26 protein-coding genes and 1 riboswitch are annotated in these 21,746 nt (G+C 38.7%); of the genes, 9 read left to right on the top strand and 17 right to left on the bottom strand.

Translation table 11 applies throughout. The features are described from left to right. Positions 1-12 precede the first annotated feature (12 nt). Complete coding sequence (locus LJY09_RS02850) at positions 13-231, top strand: alpha/beta-type small acid-soluble spore protein (RefSeq protein ID WP_013055290.1); 219 nt, start codon at positions 13-15, stop codon at positions 229-231. Positions 232-296: 65 nt separating this feature from the next. On the opposite strand, the gene LJY09_RS02845 is transcribed toward LJY09_RS02850, so the two are convergent. Next, complete coding sequence (locus tag LJY09_RS02845) at positions 297-1,562, bottom strand: hemolysin family protein (RefSeq protein ID WP_140451883.1); 1,266 nt, start codon at positions 1,560-1,562, stop codon at positions 297-299. Between the two features lie 185 nt (positions 1,563-1,747). On the opposite strand from LJY09_RS02845, the gene LJY09_RS02840 reads away from it, so the two are divergent. Next, a complete protein-coding gene (locus LJY09_RS02840; RefSeq protein ID WP_228307477.1) occupies positions 1,748-2,368 on the top strand; it encodes an NAD(P)-dependent oxidoreductase in 621 nt (206 codons plus the stop codon). Positions 2,369-2,406: 38 nt separating this feature from the next. Here LJY09_RS02840 and LJY09_RS02835 read toward each other — a convergent pair whose 3' ends face one another. Beyond that, positions 2,407-2,604, bottom strand: a complete 198-nt coding sequence (locus LJY09_RS02835; protein ID WP_014461693.1) for a hypothetical protein — start codon at positions 2,602-2,604, stop codon at positions 2,407-2,409. A gap of 180 nt (positions 2,605-2,784) precedes the next feature. On the opposite strand from LJY09_RS02835, the gene gpmA reads away from it, so the two are divergent. Further along, the gene (gene gpmA / locus LJY09_RS02830; protein WP_014461694.1) at positions 2,785-3,510 is read left to right on the top strand and encodes a 2,3-diphosphoglycerate-dependent phosphoglycerate mutase; all 726 of its coding nucleotides are present in this window, start codon (positions 2,785-2,787) and stop codon (positions 3,508-3,510) included. Between the two features lie 30 nt (positions 3,511-3,540). On the opposite strand, the gene thiD is transcribed toward gpmA, so the two are convergent. The 9 genes from thiD to LJY09_RS02785 all read right to left on the bottom strand — a co-directional run bounded on the left by thiD (position 3,541) and on the right by LJY09_RS02785 (position 9,530). Beyond that, positions 3,541-4,350: a bifunctional hydroxymethylpyrimidine kinase/phosphomethylpyrimidine kinase gene (gene thiD / locus LJY09_RS02825; RefSeq protein ID WP_042992349.1), complete on the bottom strand. Its 810-nt coding sequence runs from the start codon at positions 4,348-4,350 to the stop codon at positions 3,541-3,543. A 22-nt stretch (positions 4,351-4,372) separates the two neighbouring features. Further along, complete coding sequence (locus tag LJY09_RS02820; RefSeq protein WP_014461696.1) at positions 4,373-5,392, bottom strand: thiazole biosynthesis adenylyltransferase ThiF; 1,020 nt, start codon at positions 5,390-5,392, stop codon at positions 4,373-4,375. Beyond that, a complete protein-coding gene (locus LJY09_RS02815; RefSeq protein ID WP_014461697.1) occupies positions 5,389-6,156 on the bottom strand; it encodes a thiazole synthase in 768 nt (255 codons plus the stop codon). The genes LJY09_RS02820 and LJY09_RS02815 overlap by 4 nt, the downstream gene beginning before the upstream one ends. A 5-nt stretch (positions 6,157-6,161) precedes the next feature. After that, a complete protein-coding gene (gene thiS, locus LJY09_RS02810; RefSeq protein WP_228307476.1) occupies positions 6,162-6,365 on the bottom strand; it encodes a sulfur carrier protein ThiS in 204 nt (67 codons plus the stop codon). After that, on the bottom strand, positions 6,362-7,489 hold the full coding sequence (gene thiO, locus LJY09_RS02805; RefSeq protein WP_228307475.1) for a glycine oxidase ThiO: 1,128 nt from the start codon (positions 7,487-7,489) through the stop codon (positions 6,362-6,364). The genes thiS and thiO overlap by 4 nt, the downstream gene beginning before the upstream one ends. After that, complete coding sequence (locus tag LJY09_RS02800; protein ID WP_140451899.1) at positions 7,473-8,096, bottom strand: thiamine phosphate synthase; 624 nt, start codon at positions 8,094-8,096, stop codon at positions 7,473-7,475. The genes thiO and LJY09_RS02800 overlap by 17 nt, the downstream gene beginning before the upstream one ends. A gap of 122 nt (positions 8,097-8,218) precedes the next feature. Continuing rightward, positions 8,219-8,320: riboswitch (TPP riboswitch) on the bottom strand. A 158-nt stretch (positions 8,321-8,478) separates the two neighbouring features. Next, the gene (locus LJY09_RS02795) at positions 8,479-8,694 is read right to left on the bottom strand and encodes a hypothetical protein (protein ID WP_013055279.1); all 216 of its coding nucleotides are present in this window, start codon (positions 8,692-8,694) and stop codon (positions 8,479-8,481) included. Between the two features lie 47 nt (positions 8,695-8,741). Beyond that, entirely contained in the window at positions 8,742-9,131 is a 390-nt protein-coding gene (crcB, locus tag LJY09_RS02790) for a fluoride efflux transporter CrcB (RefSeq protein ID WP_014461701.1), read from the bottom strand. Beyond that, positions 9,132-9,530, bottom strand: coding sequence for a fluoride efflux transporter FluC (locus tag LJY09_RS02785; protein WP_116740308.1), 399 nt, complete (start codon positions 9,528-9,530; stop codon positions 9,132-9,134). Between the two features lie 341 nt (positions 9,531-9,871). Between LJY09_RS02785 and LJY09_RS02780 the strand changes: the two genes are divergently transcribed. Genes LJY09_RS02780 through LJY09_RS02770 form a run of 3 tightly spaced genes read left to right on the top strand, consistent with a single transcriptional unit; the run spans position 9,872 to position 12,146 of the window. Beyond that, positions 9,872-10,693 (top strand): amino acid ABC transporter substrate-binding protein, encoded by an 822-nt coding sequence (locus LJY09_RS02780; protein WP_013081647.1) that lies wholly within the window; start codon positions 9,872-9,874, stop codon positions 10,691-10,693. Next, positions 10,677-11,381, top strand: a complete 705-nt coding sequence (locus LJY09_RS02775; RefSeq protein ID WP_013055275.1) for an amino acid ABC transporter permease — start codon at positions 10,677-10,679, stop codon at positions 11,379-11,381. Before LJY09_RS02780 ends, LJY09_RS02775 begins: the two co-directional genes overlap by 17 nt. Positions 11,382-11,411: 30 nt before the next feature. After that, positions 11,412-12,146, top strand: coding sequence for an amino acid ABC transporter ATP-binding protein (locus tag LJY09_RS02770; RefSeq protein WP_013081645.1), 735 nt, complete (start codon positions 11,412-11,414; stop codon positions 12,144-12,146). Between the two features lie 34 nt (positions 12,147-12,180). Here the strand turns inward: LJY09_RS02770 and LJY09_RS02765 are convergent, their stop codons facing one another. Beyond that, positions 12,181-13,125: a nucleoside hydrolase gene (locus LJY09_RS02765; protein WP_014461703.1), complete on the bottom strand. Its 945-nt coding sequence runs from the start codon at positions 13,123-13,125 to the stop codon at positions 12,181-12,183. A 179-nt stretch (positions 13,126-13,304) separates the two neighbouring features. Here LJY09_RS02765 and LJY09_RS02760 point away from each other — a divergent pair, with 179 nt between their 5' ends. Further along, the gene (locus LJY09_RS02760) at positions 13,305-14,300 is read left to right on the top strand and encodes an NADPH:quinone oxidoreductase family protein (RefSeq protein WP_014461704.1); all 996 of its coding nucleotides are present in this window, start codon (positions 13,305-13,307) and stop codon (positions 14,298-14,300) included. A 52-nt stretch (positions 14,301-14,352) separates the two neighbouring features. Here the strand turns inward: LJY09_RS02760 and LJY09_RS02755 are convergent, their stop codons facing one another. The 3 genes from LJY09_RS02755 to LJY09_RS02745 all read right to left on the bottom strand — a co-directional run bounded on the left by LJY09_RS02755 (position 14,353) and on the right by LJY09_RS02745 (position 16,716). Then, the gene (locus LJY09_RS02755; protein ID WP_014461705.1) at positions 14,353-14,784 is read right to left on the bottom strand and encodes an Rrf2 family transcriptional regulator; all 432 of its coding nucleotides are present in this window, start codon (positions 14,782-14,784) and stop codon (positions 14,353-14,355) included. Between the two features lie 66 nt (positions 14,785-14,850). Next, positions 14,851-15,180: an antibiotic biosynthesis monooxygenase family protein gene (locus LJY09_RS02750; RefSeq protein ID WP_228307474.1), complete on the bottom strand. Its 330-nt coding sequence runs from the start codon at positions 15,178-15,180 to the stop codon at positions 14,851-14,853. A 126-nt stretch (positions 15,181-15,306) separates the two neighbouring features. After that, on the bottom strand, positions 15,307-16,716 hold the full coding sequence (locus LJY09_RS02745) for a SpoVR family protein (RefSeq protein WP_014461707.1): 1,410 nt from the start codon (positions 16,714-16,716) through the stop codon (positions 15,307-15,309). A gap of 321 nt (positions 16,717-17,037) precedes the next feature. On the opposite strand from LJY09_RS02745, the gene LJY09_RS02740 reads away from it, so the two are divergent. Both LJY09_RS02740 and LJY09_RS02735 read left to right on the top strand, forming a co-directional pair. Continuing rightward, a complete protein-coding gene (locus LJY09_RS02740) occupies positions 17,038-17,289 on the top strand; it encodes a YhdB family protein (protein WP_013055267.1) in 252 nt (83 codons plus the stop codon). 210 nt (positions 17,290-17,499) lie between these two features. Next, entirely contained in the window at positions 17,500-18,108 is a 609-nt protein-coding gene (locus LJY09_RS02735) for a biotin transporter BioY (RefSeq protein WP_116740307.1), read from the top strand. A 34-nt stretch (positions 18,109-18,142) separates the two neighbouring features. Here LJY09_RS02735 and LJY09_RS02730 read toward each other — a convergent pair whose 3' ends face one another. Next, a complete protein-coding gene (locus LJY09_RS02730; RefSeq protein WP_014461710.1) occupies positions 18,143-19,897 on the bottom strand; it encodes a phospho-sugar mutase in 1,755 nt (584 codons plus the stop codon). A 165-nt stretch (positions 19,898-20,062) separates the two neighbouring features. Further along, positions 20,063-21,742, bottom strand: coding sequence for a glycerol-3-phosphate dehydrogenase/oxidase (locus tag LJY09_RS02725; protein WP_154974275.1), 1,680 nt, complete (start codon positions 21,740-21,742; stop codon positions 20,063-20,065). Between the last annotated feature and the right edge of the window lie 4 nt (positions 21,743-21,746).

Here is a 21,746-nt window from a genome sequence, read left to right as displayed (position 1 = left end):
AGATGAATACACATGGCAAATTATCAAAACGCATCAAACAGAAATTCATCAAACAAGTTAGTAGCGCCTGGTGCTCAAGCTGCTATCGATCAAATGAAGTTCGAAATCGCTAGTGAGTTTGGTGTAAACTTAGGACCAGATGCAACAGCTCGTGCGAACGGATCTGTTGGTGGCGAAATCACAAAACGTTTAGTACAATTAGCTGAGCAAAACTTAGGCGGCAAGTACTAATATTAACTAATTTCATATTATGGCTTTAGCGCTCCAAGATCTCTTGGAGCGCTTTCTAATTTCTTTTAATCAGCTTCCTCATTCTTATTCGCAAATGATTTTACGGAAACTTTGCGAATACGTCGATTTTCTACTTCCTTAATGGTAAACAATATCTCTTCATATGAGAAAAAGTCTCCTTTAGCAGGAATATGATCAAACTGCTCATATATCCATCCCCCTAAGGTATGGCACGTACTGTCAGGAGAACTAACCGCTATATAGGTCAAAAATTCATCAATAGGGATGTCGGCGTTAAATTCGTACTCCTTTTCCCCTATCTGGTGTACATACTTAACAGCTTCATCATGTTCATCCCAAATTTCTCCTACAATTTCTTCTAATATATCCTCTAAGGTCACAAGACCGGCCGTTCCCCCAAACTCATCAACTACAATTGCCATGTGAACCTTACTTTTTTGGAGCTCTGGCAATAGAACAGATATTTTCATGGATTCTACTACAAAAATAGGTTGTCTCAACAAATCACGAATAAAAATCTCTTTTCTTTGGACTAAACAGGTTAAAAATTCTCTTTCTGATAAAATGCCAATAATATTATCGATATGATCTTCGTATACAGGGACTCTCGAATATCTCTCTTCTAGAAACATTTGACAAACCGAATCAATATCGGCATTTACGTCAACTGCTGTGACATCTATTCTAGGTTTTAAAATTTGCCCCACCACAATGTCATTAAAATTGAGTGAACGATGAACTAGCTCTTTTTCAATATTATTAATCGTTCCTTCTTCTTCGCTTAAATCTACCATCACTTTAATTTCATCTTCTGTAATCGTTGGTGTAGGGGCAGACGCTAACAAGTGAGCAGTTCCTTTTTTCACCTGTAAAAATAAGAAGGAAATCGGGGTTAACAATTTAATAATAATAAATAACAAGGAAGAAATCATCAGCGCAAAAGATTCAGCATGCTCTCTAGCTAACGATTTTGGCAAGACTTCACCAAAAATCAAAATGATGATGGTCATAACGATGATACTAATCACGAGTGCTAGGTTTCCTTTAAACACATCGAGGGCAATTTTAGCTGCCAAAGAGGAAGCAGCAATGTTTACGACAACATTTCCTACTAAAATTGTCGATAGCGTCTGTTCAAAGTGTTCAGCAATATGCAGCGCTTTTTTACTTCCCCGATGTTTTTTCTCAGCGTAATGTTTTAAACGAATTTTATTTACGCTTGAAAAGGCTGTCTCAGCAGATGAAAAGAACGCTGATAACATAAGCAAAACGACTAATATCATCATTTGATTCAGAGGCAAGTCTCCCAAAAGACATTCACACTCCTGTTTTTTTGATTTTTCTGTCTTTTTATCATATCAAATTTTTTTGTTGTTGAATATTTCATTCATCAACTTTGTATTACTTTATGCTACGCATGCTTTTTATTATGAATAAGTATACAGATTGTATATCCTAAAGAATAGATACTATCTTTTATAGAGGGGTGTAGCCAATGAAAATTTTACTATTAGGCTCTACAGGGCGAGTGGGACAGTCTTTATTAAAAATGATGCTCAAAGATGAAAACGACGTTACTGTACTTGTCAGAGACCGCAATAAGCTAAAAATCAGTCATCCAAACCTACATATCTTACAAGGCGATGTACTTCATCAAGAAAATATCAGCTTTGCCCTCAAGCACCAAGATATTGTAGTCAGCGCGTTAAATACAGATGGTGCAGAGACGATTTCAAAAAGTATACCGCTAATTATAAACAGCATGAAGCATTACGGCGTTCATCGTATTCTTACTATTGGAACTGCAGGCATCTTACAGTCACGAACAGAACCAGAAAAGTATCGTTTTCAATCAAATGAATCAAAGCGTAAAACGACCAGAGCAGCAGAAGATCATTTAAAAGGATACTTACACTTGAAGGAAAGTGATCTAAACTGGACTGTTATATGCCCAACCTACTTGCCTGACGGTGAAGTAACAGGCACTTATCGAGTGGAAAAAGATATTTTACCAGCTGATGCGGTTAAAATTTCAACGGGAGATACCGCTCACTTTACCTACCATGAGATATGGGCTCAAAACTTCTCCAAATGCCGCGTTGGAATTGCTTATTGAAAAATCAGAAGAACTTTTCGTTTTCAAAACGAGAAGTTCTACATCCAGAAAATACCGATTATAGCTAATCCACCTAGAACAAAACCTCCTATTTGACCAACGAGAGCCGGTGTCAAAACAGGCTTTCCTTTTTCTTTCTCTAATGCGCTAATATCAAGCTTCATCTGATACATTTCTTCTTTTAAATCTTCAATCTGGCCGTGCAACGCTTGAATCTGACGTTCTTGGTCACTCATCGACTATCTTCCCCTCCCTTTTTATTTTTATCATATGCGTAAAAAAGTTAAAGCTTTACTTTTCAGCATCACTTTTTCTAAATGATAAAAACTCCTTTCCCCGGCTTTAGGATAAAAAACTCTTTCCTTCTCATAATAAAAAAGAATAGAGTCCTTAGTCACTGTTGAAAGGAGAACACGATGATAAAACTTGTGTTGATTCGGCACGGACAAAGCGTGTGGAATCTTGAAAATAAATTTACAGGCTGGACGGATGTAGATCTTTCTAAAAATGGATTGCAAGAAGCGCGAGAAGCTGGAAAAGTGCTAAAGAAAAACGAATATACTTTTGATATTGCCTATACTTCTGTTTTAAAACGATCCATTCGCACTCTATGGATTATCTTACATCAAATGGACTTCATGTGGATTCCTGTATACAAATCTTGGAGGTTGAATGAACGACACTACGGAGCTCTTCAAGGTTTGAACAAAGAAGAAACCGCAAAAAAATTTGGCGAAGAGCAAGTACATTTGTGGAGAAGGTCGATGAACGAACGCCCTCCTGCTTTAAAGACAACAGATATTCGCTATGAAGCTTCCAACCCTAAGTATAAGGAATTAGCTAAGGGACAATTTCCTGTAACGGAAAACTTAGCTGATACAGAAAAGCGGGTTCTAGAATATTGGAACGAAACTATTGCTCCTTCTATTAAAGCTGGCAAAAGAGTTATTATTTCCGCTCACGGTAATACGATTAGAGCTCTGATGCAGTATTTGGATAACATTTCACCTGATGGCATTGCGAACTTGAATATTCCCACAAGTGTGCCGCTTGTGTATGAGCTTGATGATAATTTAAAGCCCATTAGACATTATTACTTAGGCATCGACGGAGAGATTCCTACACATATTCCTTCTTCATAAAAAACGTGCCTAGATTGTAGGCACGTTTTTTTATGTGTTTGAACGAAAGTATTTTCTATACGCCCAGTGATTAGTAGGACCGTGTCCGGAACCAATTTCAAGCGTATGCTTAATCGCATAGTGAACAAAATCCGAGGCGGTTTGAACTGCTTCAACCACGCTTTTGCCTTTTGCTAGTTCAGCCGTGACGCAACCAGCAAACGTGCATCCCGTTCCGTGTGTATGCTTTGTATTCATCTTTTCATGCGTGATTTCAACGTACGTATGACCATCATACACTATATCAATCATATCTTGATGAGATTGATCATGTCCGCCTTTAATTACCACGTGCTTTACACCCAGCTCATGCATCTGTTTTGCCGCTTCTTTTCTGTCTTCAATCGTGTGAATTTCTTTACCCGTGATGACTTCCGCCTCCGGTATGTTCGGCGTAATGACTTCACAAAGAGGCAACAATTCTTTTAGAGCCTGTACAGCTTCTCTTTGAAGAAGAGATTGACCACCTTTTGCAATCATAACGGGATCAACTACAATATTTTGCAGTCCGTACTGTTTGATTTTACGAGCCACTGCGTAAATAATATCAGCACTGAACAACATACCTGTCTTCACTGCATTGGGAAATAAGTCAGTGGCAATTGAATCTAACTGCGTTTCAACTGCTTCTACTTCTAAAGGATAAACTCCTTGAACGCCAACTGTATTTTGTGCAGTCACAGCTGTAATAACAGACATGCCAAAAACGTCACGCTCTTGAAATGTTTTTAAATCTGCTTGAATTCCTGCTCCTCCACCGCTGTCTGATCCAGCAATGGTTAATGCTTTTGGTACTGTCATGCTTGAAACCTCCATCTCTTTCTTACCCAATATACCGATGATAAAGTGACTTTGCTTCTACTATATCGTTTGTTCCATGGACAAAGACGCGCCCGTCTTGAAACATCACTAAACGGTAATCATCTACATAAAAAGAAAGCAGATACGGATTTTGTTCAATTTTATATCCTTTTTCTTTTAATCGTTCACCTAAAGACTGCAGCGGCTGCTTAGCTGATTTGCCCGGACGGATTTGTACCGTGTTTCTTCCGCATAGCACAGCTGTTTTCGTTTGATTTTCATATTGTAAAAAGGGATACGTTTGTTCACTGCCGCATGAGCGGCAAGCAGATTTGCGAAACACGTTCACATTGATGCTCGTATACTCATTTTTCCATACGTCAAACGAAACAAGTTCCCTTCTGAGCGCATTCCAGTCTCCGACTAATATTTTTAACACTTCTGTTACTTGATGAGCGACTACCATTTGTACAGCAGGACTAATAATCCCCACTGTATCACATGTTAACCCTCCAAGCGGTACAGACTCAAGCAAACAGGATAAACACGGTGTTTCACTTGGTATGATAGTATAACTAATTCCATAACTTCCTACACATGCTCCATAAATCCAAGGAATATCATATTTTTGTGATAAATCATTCATTACAAGGCGTGTGTCAAAATTATCGGTCGCATCAATCATAACATCTATCCCCTCAACAAGCTGTTCTAAAACTTGAGGGGTACCGTCTGCTACGTGCGCTTCTACTTTTACATCATGATTAATATCGTGAAGCCGTTTTTTAGCGGCAATTGCTTTTGGGATTCTTTTATCAGCATCTTTTTCACTATACAATTGCTGCCGCTGAAGGTTGCTCCACTCTACATAGTCCCGGTCAATGAGCGTTATTTTCTTTACCCCCGCTCGCGCAAGGGCCTCGGCGTTCCCTGTTCCAAGAGCACCTGCTCCTACAATCAGAACATGCTTTTCTTGAATTTGCTGCTGTCCGCCTTTTCCAATAGGTTGAAACAGTTCTTGGCGGGAATAACGATTAATCAACCGATACTCATCCCTTCTGTTGGACTGCTTGCCGTTGCATATTGTTTCTTTTCAATACGTCCTGCTTCAAATGCTGCTCTTCCTGCTTCAATCGCTAGCTTCATAGCACGAGCCATTTTCACAGGATCTTTTGCTCCTGAAACAGCTGTATTTAATAACACACCATCTGCTCCTAGCTCCATAGCTTGAGCCGCATCTGAAGCCGTTCCAATACCTGCATCTACAATTACTGGAACAGTTGATTGTTCAATGATAAAACGCATGTTCAACGGATTAATAATACCTTGACCTGAACCGATAGGCGAAGCTCCTGGCATAATGGCATGTACGCCTAACTCCTCTAAACGACGCGCAAGTAAAACATCATCTGATGTGTAAGGTAAAACGGTAAAGCCCTCCTTTAACAGCTCTTCACTAGCTTTTAATGTTTCAACGGGATCAGGAAGCAGCGTTTTATCACATCCAATTACTTCTACTTTCACCATGTCACAAAGTCCAGAAGCTTTAGCTAATTTAGCAATACGTACCGCTTCTTCTGCAGTTTTTGCTCCAGCCGTGTTAGGTAACAGAGTGAAACGCTTCACATCAAGTGCTTCTAGTAAATTAGGCTGATTTTGATCAAAAATATCCATTCGTCTAACAGCAAATGTTAAAATTTCTGTTTCCGACTCTTCTACCGCTTGACGCTGAGTCGTAAAGTCCGGAAATTTCCCTGTTCCTAATAATAAACGTGAATTAAATGTATATTGTCCAATTTTTAACATACTCTTCATCCTCCTCCTACAAATGAAACGACTTCTAATGTATCTCCATCTTTTAAACTTGCAGCACTATGTTCTTCTTTTTGTAAAATGTTCTTGTTTAGCTCAACAATTACCACTCGTTCATGCAGGTTCTGAGCCTGCAACAAGTGCTCGACCGTTTCAATTTCATCTCCAACAGTAACGGTCTTACCATTAATGATTAGATTCAATGAACTCCCTCCATTACTCTCGTTAGCTGAAATGATGTAAAAAATGAATGATTCGGCTCTTTCCCTACCAAAGCATCAGCCATAATTTTTCCAGTTGCAGCACTTAATAAAATACCGTTTCGGTAGTGGCCAAACGCCATGTGTAGATTCGCTATTTCAGGATGCTCTCCTAAATAAGGCCAGCCATCATTTGTTTGTGGACGAAGACCTGACCATGCTTTTTCAAATGTGGCTTCTTTAATAGCCGGCAGAAGCACAGCAGCTTTATCCAGCAGAAATTGAATACCTTGTGCAGAAACGGTCTTAGTAAAATCATGCTGCAGCTTAGTTGCCCCGATTACGATTCTTCCACCAGCCTTTGGCACTAAATAAAAACCTTCATCTAAAAAAATCGTTTTAGAAAGCAGCGGCTTATGACTTTGAAGAGCAATACACTCTCCTTTTACAGGAAATACCTGACCTAAATGTTCAGAAGAAATAAAACGTTTAGCCCATGAGCCTGCTGCGATCACTACTTTTCCTCCATAAAAAGAGCCTTTAGACGTCTGTACACCTTTTACTGTTTCATTTTCCGTAATAAGAGAATGAACGTCACAGTATTCAAATACATCTGCTCCGTGATACAAGGCTCCATGAGCAAGAGCATGTGTTAACTTAGCCGGAGCTAGCTGGCCGTCTCCAGGTATTGTAATGGCTCCGTATATGTCTGGAGAGAGCCCCGGTTCTAACAACCGCGCTTCTTTTACGTCGATCCATCTTACATCTTTGTCCCATTGATGATGCTGATCGGCTTTTTTCTTTAATACGTGTGCATCTTCTTCTGTTACAGCGACTTTTAATAAGCCTTTTTGAATAAGCTCTACGTCGATTGCCGTTTTTTCTTTTAGTTCCTTCACCAGTTCAGGAAACATACTTCTGCTCTTAATAGCAAGGTCTAAAAGAGGACCTTCTTCATCAATTTCAGCTTGAGCACCTAAAATACCAGCAGCTGCACTTGAAGCTTCACAACCAATTTGATTGCGCTCAAGAATGGCTACTGACGCTCCTTGTTTTGACAAATGATAAGCGATAGAAGAGCTAATTATGCCTCCTCCGACTAACAGTACATCATAATGCTGCTTCATTTTCTCCACCTCCAGATGTCCATATATGAGAATATTGTTTGATTGCTTTAAGCGGATCTTGCGCAAGCATGACACCAGACATCACAGCTATACCGTGTGCTCCTGTTTGCAGCACCTCTTTGGCATTTACAGGTGTAATTCCACCAATCGCAATAACTGGTATCTTCACAGCGTCTACTACTTCTTTTAACGCTGCTATCCCTCGGCTTTTTAATTCTTTTTTTGAATGAGTTGAATAAATATGTCCGTATAGAATATAGTGAGCTCCATCTTTTTCAGCTTCTAGAGCTTCTTCCACAGAGTGAACTGATTTTCCGACAATAAGAGAAGGAAATGCGTCTCTAACGCACGAAACGTCTAAACTATGATAGGCAAGCTGCACCCCTTTTGCTTTTAAAGCATGCGCTACATCAACTCGGTCATTTACAATAATTTTAGAGCGACAAAATGGCAGGCTTTCTAGTAAACATTGAATCTGCTTTGCCGTTTTCTTTTTTTCTCTAATATGAATGGCACCCGCAAAAGGCACGATAGCCGTTAAAATGTCCCGAACCTCTTCAATTGGCTGCTTATCTGTTGTAATGACATGAAATTTAGGAATATCCATATGATCGAAACCTTTCCATTCAGAATAAAGAGAAATTTCAATCACTTTATCTTGTGTAGAGGGCTTTATTACATACAAAAAAACCACCCTACAACGTAGAGTGGTTAGCATGTATCGTTATGTAAACATGATCGCCACTTCCCTACGCTGGTACAAACCAGATCAGGTTCAAAGGGTCCGAAATGCATTCGTCTCAGCTTCAAAAAGCTCCCCTAGTGATTGCTATTTATTGATTTTGTTTTTGCACTTAAAATTATAACACAACTAGATGTAAATACAATATCTCTTTATGCTCTTACGGCTCTCTTCCTTTTATAGATGTATCTTTTAAGCTTCTTTACTAAGAGGCCCGGCGCACCGCACCATTCTGCTTTTTATATCGTTAGTAATCGGTATAGTCGTCAAATTCTTCTTTGTCTTTTTCCTTTTTCCGATCCCATATAAACAGCAGGAGTAACATAATAAAAGTTAGAATATAAAAACCGTAAAAAATAAATGCCGCCACAACATTTATAAATAAAAATAAAAAACCGATGATCTGACCTGCAACAGCAACAATCAACAAAATGTATTTCCAAACTTCTGCTTTTCTATCCATTCTCTACTTCTCCGTCTTTTTGTTTTTCCCTACTAGAAACGTTCTCTTTATTTAAATAAAAACGTTCCTGCCAGTAAACCGACTGTAAATAAACCAATTGTTCCAAATGCTGAAATCCCCACGTACACCAACATTTTCTGATAAGATTTTTCTCGAATTAACTGCACGGTTTCCACACTAAACGTTGAAAAAGTGGTAAAAGCCCCGAAAAAACCAATGCCGATCATTAGAAATATTGAATCATTATAAGCATGACTCGGAACCTTTCCATAATAACTACCGTAAAAAAGACCAAGTCCAAACGCACCAAGCAAGTTAACAAACAGCATTGATACTGGAAAAGGAGGATTTGAAGCTGTTTTTGTAACCTTTAATCCCAAAAGATAACGGCATATGCCTCCAGCTGCCCCCCCAAGTGCCAAGCTCACTATGCTCATTTACTTCACCTCATGTACTTTTACTAAATTTTTTCCTGCCGTTTCACCGCATAGATAGCCTGCTAAAGCAAAAAGGATTCCGCCTACTAAAGAGACAATGAAATAAATGGCTCCACCCCATAAATAATGCTGAGTGAGAGAAACGAAGTCTCCTGCAAACGTTGAATACGTGGTAAAACCGCCGCATAAGCCCACGCCTAGTCCAAGCTTGATCCATTCCTTTGGCTGTTTCCACGCAAAAAATCCCGTTAATAGTCCTAATATGAAGCTACCTAATAGGTTTTCAATTACTGTTCCTATTGGATACCCCGTATATAATAAGGAAAGATTTAGAAAATAACGTGCATACGTACCAGCGATAGCACCAAAGGCAATTGAGATTAAGTTTATGGCTTTCATCATATCGCTCCGTTTCATAAATTCTTCTTTAAGTGTACCATAAGGAATTTATTTCTACCTTAACATTTAACTATATGTTTATTGCACCAAAAGTCATGAAAAAATGAAAGAGAAAATCGTCGCATGAAACTTCCTTTTTACTCCTCGGATATCCCTTAAAAATCCATTTAATCCAAATTCTAAAATCTTTCTGTATCCTTATGACAAACCGTGTATAGAAGGTATATTTCCCTTATTTTAAGTCACATTAATCGTATAAGTTTTTTTTGTTGACTTTTGCTGTGTTCTTGTTTAGTATCACAGAGTATCATTTCCTATCAGAATACTAGGGGGTTTAGAAAATGAAGAAATTTGCTGCACTTTTGTCGCTACTATTAGCTTTCACAGTTGTGCTTGCCGCATGCGGTTCTAGCTCAAAAAATGAAGCAAACAATGGAGACAATAAATCTTCACAAGAGGATTTATATAATAAAGTGAAAAAAGATGGTGTATTAACAATTGGAACTGAAGGTACATACCCTCCGTTCACTTTTCATGATGACAAACAAAAGCTAACTGGGTTTGATGTAGAATTGGCTCAAGAAGTAGCTAAACGTCTTGGCGTAAAAGCTGAGTTCAAAGAAACACAGTGGGATGGCATGTTTGCTGGATTAGATGCTAAACGATTTGACATGATTGCTAATGAAGTTGGTATTCGTGAAGATCGTCAAAAGAAATACGATTTCTCTGATCCATACATCCAGTCAGGGGCTGTATTAATTGTTCGTAAAGACGAAAAAGATATCAAATCATTTAAAGATTTAAAAGGAAAAAAATCAGCGCAGTCATTAACAAGTAACTATAAAGACATGGCTCAATCTTATGGTGCAAACATTACGAGTGCTGAAGGTTTTGCTCAAGCAGTAGAACTAATGAGCGCAAACCGTGTTGATGCTACAATCAACGATAAATTATCGTTCCTTGACTATAAGAAAAAGCACCCTAACGCACCTATCAAAATCGCGGATGAAAAATCCGATGGTGCTGCAAGCGGCTTTATGTTTAGAAAAGACAGCGGTAAGTTAGTGGATGAAGTAAACAAAGCATTGAAAGATATGAAAAAAGACGGAACATACGCAAAAATTTCTAAGAAATGGTTTGGCGAAGATGTTTCTCCTAAATAATATTTTCCCTGATGGAGAGCGATTGAATCAATTGATTTCAATCGCTCAATCATCTCTCTTACCAATGCTAAAGGGAGCTATTCAATATTCTATTCCACTAACATTAATCACGTTTGTACTCGGTATCATTTTAGCTGTCTTAACAGCCTTGGCTCGTTTATCATCTATAAAAGTTTTAAATATAATTGCGCGCATCTATGTATCGATTATTCGAGGTACACCGCTGCTTGTGCAATTATTTATTATTTTCTACGGCTTACCCAATTTAGATATAACAATTGACCCATTTATCTCTGCTATTATTGGATTTTCATTAAGTGTAGGTGCGTATGCATCTGAAATTATCCGAGCAGCGATTCAATCTATTCCTAAAGGACAGTGGGAAGCTGGCTACTCACTTGGTATGACCTATTCCCAAGCGTTAAGACGGATTATTTTACCGCAAGCAGCACGTGTATCGATTCCGCCATTATCTAACTCTTTTATTAGCCTTATTAAAGATACGTCACTTGCATCGCTTATTCTTGTTTCTGAGATGTTCCGTAAAGCTCAAGAAATTGCTTCGACTAACTATGAATTTTTACTTCTTTATAGTGAAGCAGCGCTCTTGTACTGGATTATGTGTACAATCTTATCCATTATCCAAGGACGCATTGAAATAAGACTAGATCGTTACGTATCTAAATAACCGTTTCGAGTAGCTAAAGGAGTTTTTCATATGATTAATATCAAAAATTTGCATAAATCATTCGGTGATTTGCAAGTATTAAAAGGGATTGATTTAGAAGTTGAACAGGGCAAGGTAATTGTATTAATTGGTCCTTCTGGATCGGGTAAAACTACTTTTTTACGTTGCTTAAATCTTTTAGAAATCCCAACAGACGGCACGATTGAACTTGATAAAAAAAGCATGAATTTCACCAAACCTGTTCGTAAAAAAGACATTACTTCATTTCGAAGCCTAACAGGTATGGTCTTTCAAAACTATAACTTATTTCCTCATAAAAGTGCGCTTGAAAATGTTATGGAAGGTCCTGTAATTGTAAAAGGCGTTTCTACTCAAGAGGCAGAAAAAAGAGGGAAAGAATTGTTAACACGCGTTGGCTTAGGCGATAAGCTCGACTTTTACCCTTTCCAGCTGTCTGGCGGACAACAACAGCGTGTTGGCATCGCCAGAGCAATGGCGATGGACCCAAAAGTTATGCTATTTGATGAGCCTACTTCAGCTCTTGACCCTGAGCTTGTAGGAGACGTTCTTCAAGCGATGAAAGACCTGGCAAAAGAAGGAATGACGATGGTGGTGGTAACTCACGAAATGCGCTTTGCCCGTGAAGTAGCAGATGAAGTTATTTTTATGGATCAAGGTGTCATTATGGAAAGAGGTACACCGGATCAAATATTTTCAAATCCTCAACAAGAGCGGACACGTCAATTCTTGAATATGATTCATTAAAAAGGTTGCACATTTTCACGTGCAACCTTTTTCTTTATTTGGCTACTGCTTTTTTCATTAAATCTGTAATGTACGCAAAGAATGCTTCAGCTGTGACGTCATACACGACGTCTACAGGTCGTCCCTCTTCAGAAATTTCTGTTCTTCCTTGTCTTGGTGTTTCTGTATACACAATACTCGAAACGGTTTTTACCTTCACAAGTGTTGAATTCCCTGTAAATGCTGTTGTGAGTACATCCCACAAATAATAAGTCGAATTGGTTTCAACATGCACAAGCGGTGGGCAAGCCGCGTAGCACTGCCCTACAAAGTCTACTCCTTCATACCTGCGAAGTGAAGCCCACATTTGGCGAATAGCCGGCGTTAATGGAACTTGATTCGTGCTTTCTAAAGCAACCATCTCAATTTTAATGCTGCTTTCCCATACTTTTGCTACTGCTTCTGGATCCCAAAAAGCATTCCATTCCGCCGTTCCATCATGTTCAGGCTCCTGCACATTTCCTACTTCTTGAAATGTACCGCCCATCCACACTAACTTGTCAATTTTCTCTTCTATTTCCGGCGCTTTTTCAAGTGCTCTTGCCAAATCAGTTAGCGGTCCTGTAAATAATAAAGTCGTTTTTCCGTCGGTGTGCTGCAATGTTTCAATTAAATGATCATGAGCAGGAAGCTGACTTATTTTTGTTTGCACTTTCCCTTTTTCATTTAAAATCGGGAGCGCATCTACATAAAACGTATGCATGCGCCATTCTTTTGGAAATGGATTCATACCGCGTGACGTAGATTTGGCTACCTCGATATCATAACTTCCAAAACGATCAATAATTTTTTGGCTTGCGCTGATACCTGGCTCTAGATATCCGTCAGCAGGAATAACAGATACCCCCGTTACCTTTACATCATCCATTTGCAGCAGTAAAAAAAGCGATACTAAATCATCAATGCCTGCATCATGGTTAAAATATACGTTTGTGCTCATGTCTCTTCTCCTCTTTTCTATGTATTGCTAACTAATAGCTATACCGCTATTTTATAATGAAATGATCTCTTTCGTAATCAAAGTATTAGGAACTTCTTTTACTATTTTCTATAATGGGTATAGAAATAAGGTAATCTATGTATAGATGTATACATCTCAGTATAGAAAGGAGAAATAAAATGGAGCAATCATTTTCAGCATTAATAGTAGATAAAAAAAGTGAAGACCAAGTGGAGGCGTCTGTCCAAGAACTGACGCTAAACGATTTGCCAGAAGGCGATGTACTTATTCGCGTTCATTATTCAGGGGTGAATTATAAAGATAGCTTAGCCAGCATCGCAAACGGCAATATTGTGACAAGCTATCCATTTGTTCCAGGTATTGACCTAGCAGGAATCGTTGTATCTTCTGACAGCCCTGATTTTAAAGAAGGTGATCGTGTCATCGCAACAAGCTATGACATTGGCGTATCACACTTTGGAGGCTACAGTGAGTATGCGCGCGTACCCAGCGAATGGATTGTCCCTCTTCCTGAAAATTTAACGTTAAAAGAAGCAATGATTATCGGAACAGCGGGCTTTACAGCTGCTTTATCTGTGCATCGCTTAGAGGAAAACCATACTAGTCCATCTAACGGCTCTGTGCTTGTAACAGGCGCTACGGGAGGTGTAGGAAGCTTTGCGGTTGCCATTCTTTCAAAATTAGGCTACAAAGTGGAAGCAAGTACGGGAAAAAGCTCGGAAGCAGCTTATTTGAAAGAGCTTGGCGCTTCCTCTATTGTAGCGCGTGAAGACGTTTATAACGGCAAATTAAAAGCATTAGGCAAGCAAAAATGGGCCGCTGCGGTTGATCCTGTGGGTGGAGAGCCTCTAGCTTCTGTCCTCAGTCAAATTCAGTACGGAGGCTCTGTAGCGGTCAGCGGGCTAACAGCTGGAGGCAAAGTGCCAACAACCGTCTTTCCCTTCATTTTAAGAGGGATTAATTTACTCGGTATCGATTCTGTTTACTGTCCAATGAATACTCGAAAAGAGATTTGGAATAGACTCGCTAATGACTTTAAGCCTGAAAGCTTCGAACCTTTCATTCAGCAGGAAATTTCACTACAACAGCTCCCTGAGGTACTTCCGACTTTATTAGAAGGACAAGCTCGAGGACGAACAATTGTGAAGCTATAAAAAAAACGGAGAAACCTAGGTTTCTCCGTTTTTTACAAACAGAAGCATGTTATTATGCATCTATTTTTGCTATTAAATCCGTCACTAATTCTTTCATGGTCACATCGGCTAAGACTTGTTCCATGGCATCTTGAGAACGTTTTAAAATCAATTCAAGAACACTTTGAATATTGGCTCCTACAGGACACTCCACATTCGGATTTTCATGCATTTGAAACAATTCTCCTTCTTCCACTGCTGCCACCGCTCGATAAACGTCTAACAACGTTATCTCGTCTAAATCTTTCAATAGATACGCTCCGCCAGCTCCGGCTTTTACACCCACGAGTCCAGCTTTCTTTAACATCCCAATTACTCGTCTTATAACAACAGGATTTGTATTTACACTGCTAGCAATCCACTCTGAAGTACTAGGATGACTGCTATCTACTTTAATTAAAGATAGTATGTGAACGGCCACGGTGAATCGACTGCTAATTTTCATTGCTCTCACTCCTATTTTGTTGTAATCATTATAGTTACAACATTTATGAAAGTCAAGCATGCTTTTTTAGAAAAGAATGTTCTCTTCTACCGCCTCATAAAAACGCAGCGTTTTCTTGATTTCCATAGCTTCAGAACATGCTTTCGTTTTCTTTTTATTCGCTTCTTTATGTTCGTTCACATGTTCTTCTCTTGAGATCCACGCTTGAAAGAACTGCTTATCTTCCCACTTGGATACAAAGACATATTCAACTTTATCTGCGGAATCTTTTTTCCAGCATTCGAACGATAAATTTCCTTTGGCTTCCTCAATTTCTGTTTTATTTTTCTTAGCTTTTTGCTTGAGCTGTTTTTCAAATTTCTTTTCCGTTTCAAAACTTGCGTTTACAACAAACATCTTATCTCCCTTTCTAAATGAAAATGATTCTCACCAAATTATTGCATAGTAATTTTATTTTTTCAATTTATATGGATAATAAAATTACAGAAGCACAAAAAGACCGCTATTTAAGCGGTCTCCTTTTTATAAATGTTTTCGATGCACTGTTTTTCCATCATACGTGAAGGCAATTGGCTTGCCTTCCATCATCGTTTCTAAATGAACCGGTCGGCCCCAAAGCTGATGAACATACGGTACCACTTTTTCTAAGTATTTGACATCTAATTCAATTCCTTCATACCAGTGCTTTAAATAAAGCTCTCCATTTTTTAAATAGTCTCCATTCGTTACTGTGATATAAGGAAAGCCTCCGTTTACGCGCATGTTAACAAGCTGGTCTCTGACTTCCGTCCATTCTTTGTCGACGATTTTATAATCTTTTCCTTGCTTTTGGAATAAATACATGTCCTCGCGCATAACTAAATCTTTTGTTAAGTAATTGCGGATGAAGGAAATATCTGATTCAACTTCACGTACCTCAAACATCTTCTCTCTTCCTGACCCCGGCTCTACGCCTCGGCGAATCATATCTTCTGTTGGATTGTTGTAACGTTCTTCAATATCTTCAAATATTTTTAATCCTAAATAATATGGATTGATTCCCGTCTTAGATGGCTGCACAACCCCTGCATTTAGCTTGGCGAATTCTATCGCTTCATCACTCGTTAAGTCCATTTCTCGAATAATGCGCTGATGCCAAAAAGAAGCCCAGCCTTCATTCATAATTTTTGTTTCAAGCTGCGGCCAGAAATAAAGCATTTCTTCTCGCATCATCGTTAAAATGTCCCGCTGCCAATCCTCTAAATAAGGACTGTATTCTTCAATAAATAATAAGATGTCTTTTTCAGGCTGAGGCGGAAATTTTTTAAAAGACTTTGGAGGTTTTGGTTTTTTCTTTTCTTTATAGTCCAAATTCCATAAATCATCATAAGGAGAAATGATTTCTTCTTCCGATGATTCTACATCATCTATGCTCCAAGAAAGCTTGGCACGCATAAGAGACGGATCAATATGTTCCTGAATCGATAAGACAGCATCCAAAAACTTTTCTACTTCACGCTTACCGTGCTTTACTTCGTATTCTTTAATTCGATCAGCGGTCGCTGCCATACTTTCTACCATATCCCGTTTCGTGTTGGCAAAACGGCTGTTATTTTTAAAGAAGTCACAGTGAGCTAACACGTGAGCTACAATTAATTTATTTTGAATAAGCGCATTGGAATCCAATAAAAATGCATAACAAGGATCTGAATTGATAACTAATTCATAAATTTTACTCAATCCAAGATCGTAGTGTAATTTCATTTTGTAAAATTGTTTTCCAAAGCTCCAATGTGAAAAACGAGTTGGCATCCCATATGCACCAAACGTATAAATAATATCTGCCGGGCAAATTTCATAGCGCATCGGATAAAAATCCAGGCCGAAACCGCTAGCTATTTCCGTAATTTCATCAATCGCACGGTATAATTGCTTATAATCTGCTTCTTTCACGACAGCTCCCCCTTTCACTCCTTACTTCAATCTATGTACAAACATGTCAATTCATGTGTTTTCATCAAAAAGAAGCTTTATTTTTTCAAGAAAAGGGGATTTTTATTTAGTTGTCTTAAATAATGGATGTAATTTAAGTGTTACGCTGCATCATTCTTTGCCTTTCTTATCATTTAGCTGGTGCTGTACGTTTATTCTTCTTACATAATGACTACAACCTCTTTTAATTATGCACTGGTCTTTTGCCCAACATTTACAGCGTAAGAATTCCCGCAAATATCATACACTAATTTCAACTCCTCAAAAGGAGGAACGTTATTAATGGATGTAATTGATTATGATCGAGCTTTATATTACACACACCGTTCACAATGGGATAACTTATTAATTTTAATGGTTCGAACAGACGACGATTTTCTTTCAAAAAAGATTGAACATTTTTTGCACGCCTACAATTTTGAACGAAACTACCGCATCATTCAAGAAGAGCTCTATTCTTTACTACGCTACATTGATCATGCAACGGAATATTCGGAGCACAACCCGGAGCTTCTGGAAGAATCATTGTACTAGTATTTTTGATACACACACTTGGACAAAGAAGGGATGAATTCCCTTCTTTATTTTTTTATGTTGCACTAAAAATATGCATATTTTATTTCAAAAAACATCAAATAATATATGTAAACATATTTATTTTTATCGTTGACATAAAAGTGAATTCGACGTACAATCTTCAGTACATACGCTAAGATATTTCAGTACATACTGGGAGGAACATATATGAATACTAAAAGGTTTCGCACATTAGATTTAACATTAGCTGGTATGTTTGCAGCTCTTATGGCTATTGGTGCAAACATTACTTCTTGGGCACCTTTTTTACAAGTAGGCGGCGTGCCTCTTTCGCTTCAGCCTTTTTTTGTTATATTAGCAGGACTTTTACTTGGGAGCCGAATGGGTTCTATTTCGATGATTGTATATGTATTAATTGGCATTGCCGGCGCTCCGGTATTTGCTCAATTTAAAGCAGGAATTGGTATTTTATTTGGAAGCACCGGCGGCTTTTTGCTTTCTTATATTGTCGCTGCATTTATCGCAGGAAAAATTATGGAAATGCGCGGCAAGCCGACTTTTTCTATCTTTTTAATTTCATCGCTAGTTGGTATTGCCGTTATTTATTTAATTGGTACTACGTATATGTATATAGCGGTTAACTACTGGCTTGAAGCTCCTGCAATGACATATGCAGCTGCTTGGAAGATTATGTCGTGGTTTGCTGTAAAGGATCTTATTTTCACTGTTCTTGGGGCTATGCTTGCTCCGAGAATTTATAAGGCCCTACGATCTTCTTCATATTTGTCAAATACGCAATCAAATAAAGTATCCTAAAAGAAGCCTGCTCAAGTTTGAGCAGGCTTTATTTTTATACCGTTTTCACTTTATCTAGTACACGCTCCACTTCACCCATTACAGCTGTTTGTACAGCTTCTAAATGGGCAATGCTCGTTGCTTCATCTTCTGACACGACGCCAAAATAGAACTTCACCTTTGGCTCTGTACCAGACGGACGAAGGCAGAACCAAGAACCGTCCTCTAAGATATATTTTAATACATTTGATTTTGGTAATGTAATCTCTTCTACTTTTCCTGCTTTAATATGCTGGCGCTCACTTAATGTATAATCCTCTACAACCGAAACATTTAACCCTGCAATGTCAGTAGGAGGCTCATTTCTAAATGTAGCCAAAATATGCTGAATTTGCTCAGATCCTTCTTTTCCTTTAAGCGTTAAAGATTTCAGACCTTCACGATAGAAACCATATTTAGTAAACACTTGCTGAAGCGCTTCATATAGCGTCATGCCCTGCTTTTTATAATAAGCACAAGCTTCTACCGCTAGAATGGCTGCTTGTACAGCGTCTTTGTCACGAGCAAAGTCACCAATTAAATAGCCGTAGCTTTCTTCATAGCCGAATTGGAATGTATACTCGCCCGTTTGCTCATATTGCTTAATTTTTTCACCGATAAATTTAAAACCTGTTAGAGTGTCAACAACTTGCAATCCAAATGAACGAGCAATTTGTGCGCCGATTTCTGACGTTACAATCGTTTTTAACACAACGCCATTAGCAGGCAGCACACCTTTTTCTTTCTTTTGAGAAAGCAAATAGTGAAGCAATAAAGCACCGGTTTGGTTTCCTGTTAATAACGCATATTCGCCGCTTGGATCTTTGACAGCAATTCCTAAACGGTCTGCATCTGGATCCGTTGCGATTAAGATATCGGCATCAATTTCTTTTCCTTTACGAACAGCATATTCAAATGCAGCCGGCTCTTCAGGATTCGGAGATTTAACCGTCGAGAAATTCGGATCAGGAAGTTCTTGTTCTTCAATAACCGTAACATTTCCGTAACCGATGGATTGAAGCGCGTTGCGAACTGGCTTATTAGCTGTACCATGTAGAGGTGTAAAAACTACCTTTAAGTCTTTACCTATTTCAGAAGCTAGCTCTGGATTAATTAAAATCGTTTTTAGTTTCTCATTGTATGCTTCGTCAATCGCTGAACCAATCATTTCAATAAGACCTTTTTCTTTTAGCTCCGCTTCAGATTGAACAGCTAATGTAAGTTCATTTTCCACAGCATTTACAAAGCCAACTAGTTCATCAGCTTCTTTTGGCGGCAGCTGACCACCGTCTGGACCATATACTTTGTATCCATTATATTCAGGAGGATTGTGGCTCGCTGTAATAACAATACCTCCAAATGCGTTTAACTCACGCACTGCAAATGAAAGTTCAGGTGTTGGTCTTAGCTCTTCAAATACATACGTTTTAATTCCGTGACTTGCTAATGTTTTTGCTGCTTCCATCGCAAATTCAGGCGATTTGTGGCGAGAATCATATGCAATGACTACGCCTTGCTTGATAGCTTCTTCGCCAGCTTGTTTAATGTACTCAGCAAAGCCTTCAGAAGCTTTTCGGATTGTATACGTATTCATACGGTTTGTACCCGCTCCAATTTCTCCACGCATTCCGCCTGTTCCAAATTCCAATGTTTTGTAAAAACTATCTTCTAATTGTTTTTCATCACCTTTGATTGCATCCAAATTTTGACGTAATTCAGGATCTAAATTTGGGTGATTAATCCAAGATGTATACGTTTCTTTCCAACTCATAAAAAAAAGCCCCCTTATATAAATGTAAATATGTATGAAAAGAGAAAAACGAGTAATCGTCTTTCTCTTTTTTTAACAGTCATATTATATTTCTTCGTCAAAATTTGACTTCCTGCTATTATATTATGGCTGTATTGACAAATTTTGAGGTACTTTTTTATTTTATCATGAAATACCTGTCATACGGTTAACTTTTTCATCTACTGGTACAACTGCGTCATGAAGGTGCTGTTCTAATTCATCGGTGTAAGCTTTTGTTTGCTCAGGCGTCCACTTTAACTCTTCGGCCATATGAGCAATCACTTGTTTTTTCCAGCTTCTTACCCAGTTGATATCAAAGAATAAAGCGCCCGTACGGCGAATGAAGAAGTCCACTGGTTTTGAAACCATTTCTTCTTCTATGCCATATTGAATTTGCAAAAATACACTAGCTGGAAGGTCGCTGTTTTTTAGCTGATCCGGACGTTCAATCATGTAGCGGTATACTTTGTCTACGTTTGAGCCATAGCGTTTTACAAGCTTTTCAGCAGCGTCACGTGATAACCCTAGTTTGATGCCTTCTTTGACTTTTTGCTCTACAAACGTTGGGAACCCGCCTGAACCTCCTACATCACCTCCAGAAATTGGTAAATGTTTAGTTTGACAGCTTTCAAATTCGCGTCCTTCTGCTTTAAAATCTTCAGCTACGCGATTTACGACAATTTCAGCCATTTTACGGTACCCAGTTAATTTCCCTCCAGCGATTGTAATTAAACCTGATTCTGATGTCCAGATTTCATCTTTACGCGAAATTTCAGAAGGATCTTTTCCTTGTTCGTGAATAAGTGGACGAACACCCGCCCAGCTTGATTCTACGTCGTCTACCGTAATATCAACCGTTGGGAACATATAGTTAATCGCATCAACAACATATTGACGGTCTTTTACAGTCATACGCGGATGTCTAGCGTCTTCTTTATAGACCGTGTCTGTTGTGCCTACGTATGTTTTTCCATCACGCGGAATTGCAAATACCATACGTCCGTCAGGTGTATCAAAGTAAATGGCTTGTTTTAACGGAAAGCGCTCTTGATCAATAACTAAGTGAATTCCTTTTGTTAATTGAAGCTGCTTGCCTTTTTTTGAATTATCTTTTTCACGTAGCGTGTCCACCCATGGACCTGCAGCATTGACGATTTTTTTTGCATAGATATTATATTCTTTATTCGTAAGCTGATCGCGAACAACAGCCCCTACTACTTTTCCTTTATCGTAGATGAAGTTTTCCACTTTTGTGTAATTGACTAAATCTGCTCCTCTTGCGGCAGCTTCTTTAGCTACTTCAATCGTTAAACGTGCATCATCTGTTTTATATTCAACGTAGTAACCGCCGCCTTTTAACTCTTTAGATTTCACTAGTGGCTCGCGTCTAAGCGTTTCTTCTGCGCTAAACATTTTGCGGCGCTCTGCACGTTTTACTCCTGCTAAGAAATCATATACGCGCAATCCAATTGAAGTTGAGAATTTCCCAAATGTTCCACCCGTATGGAAAGGTAACAGCATCCACTCCGGAGTCGTTACATGAGGGCCATTTTCATATACAATGGCACGTTCTTTACCAACTTCGGCTACCATTTTAACTTCAAACTGTTTTAAATAGCGTAGACCGCCGTGAACAAGCTTCGTTGAACGACTAGATGTTCCTGCTGCGAAATCCTGCATTTCAACTAATGCCGTTTTCATGCCTCGATGAGTCGCATCAAGTGCAATACCTGACCCAGTAATTCCCCCACCAATTACTAATAAATCATATTGATTTTGTGTCATGTCTACCAATTTATTCGAACGTGTTTGACTTGAAAACATACGT

Origin of the sequence: Priestia sp. J2 (genome assembly GCF_020790095.1) — a bacterium.
GTDB classification, from domain to species: domain Bacteria; phylum Bacillota; class Bacilli; order Bacillales; family Bacillaceae_H; genus Priestia; species Priestia zanthoxyli.
This window is presented reverse-complemented; position numbering and strand designations above follow the sequence as displayed.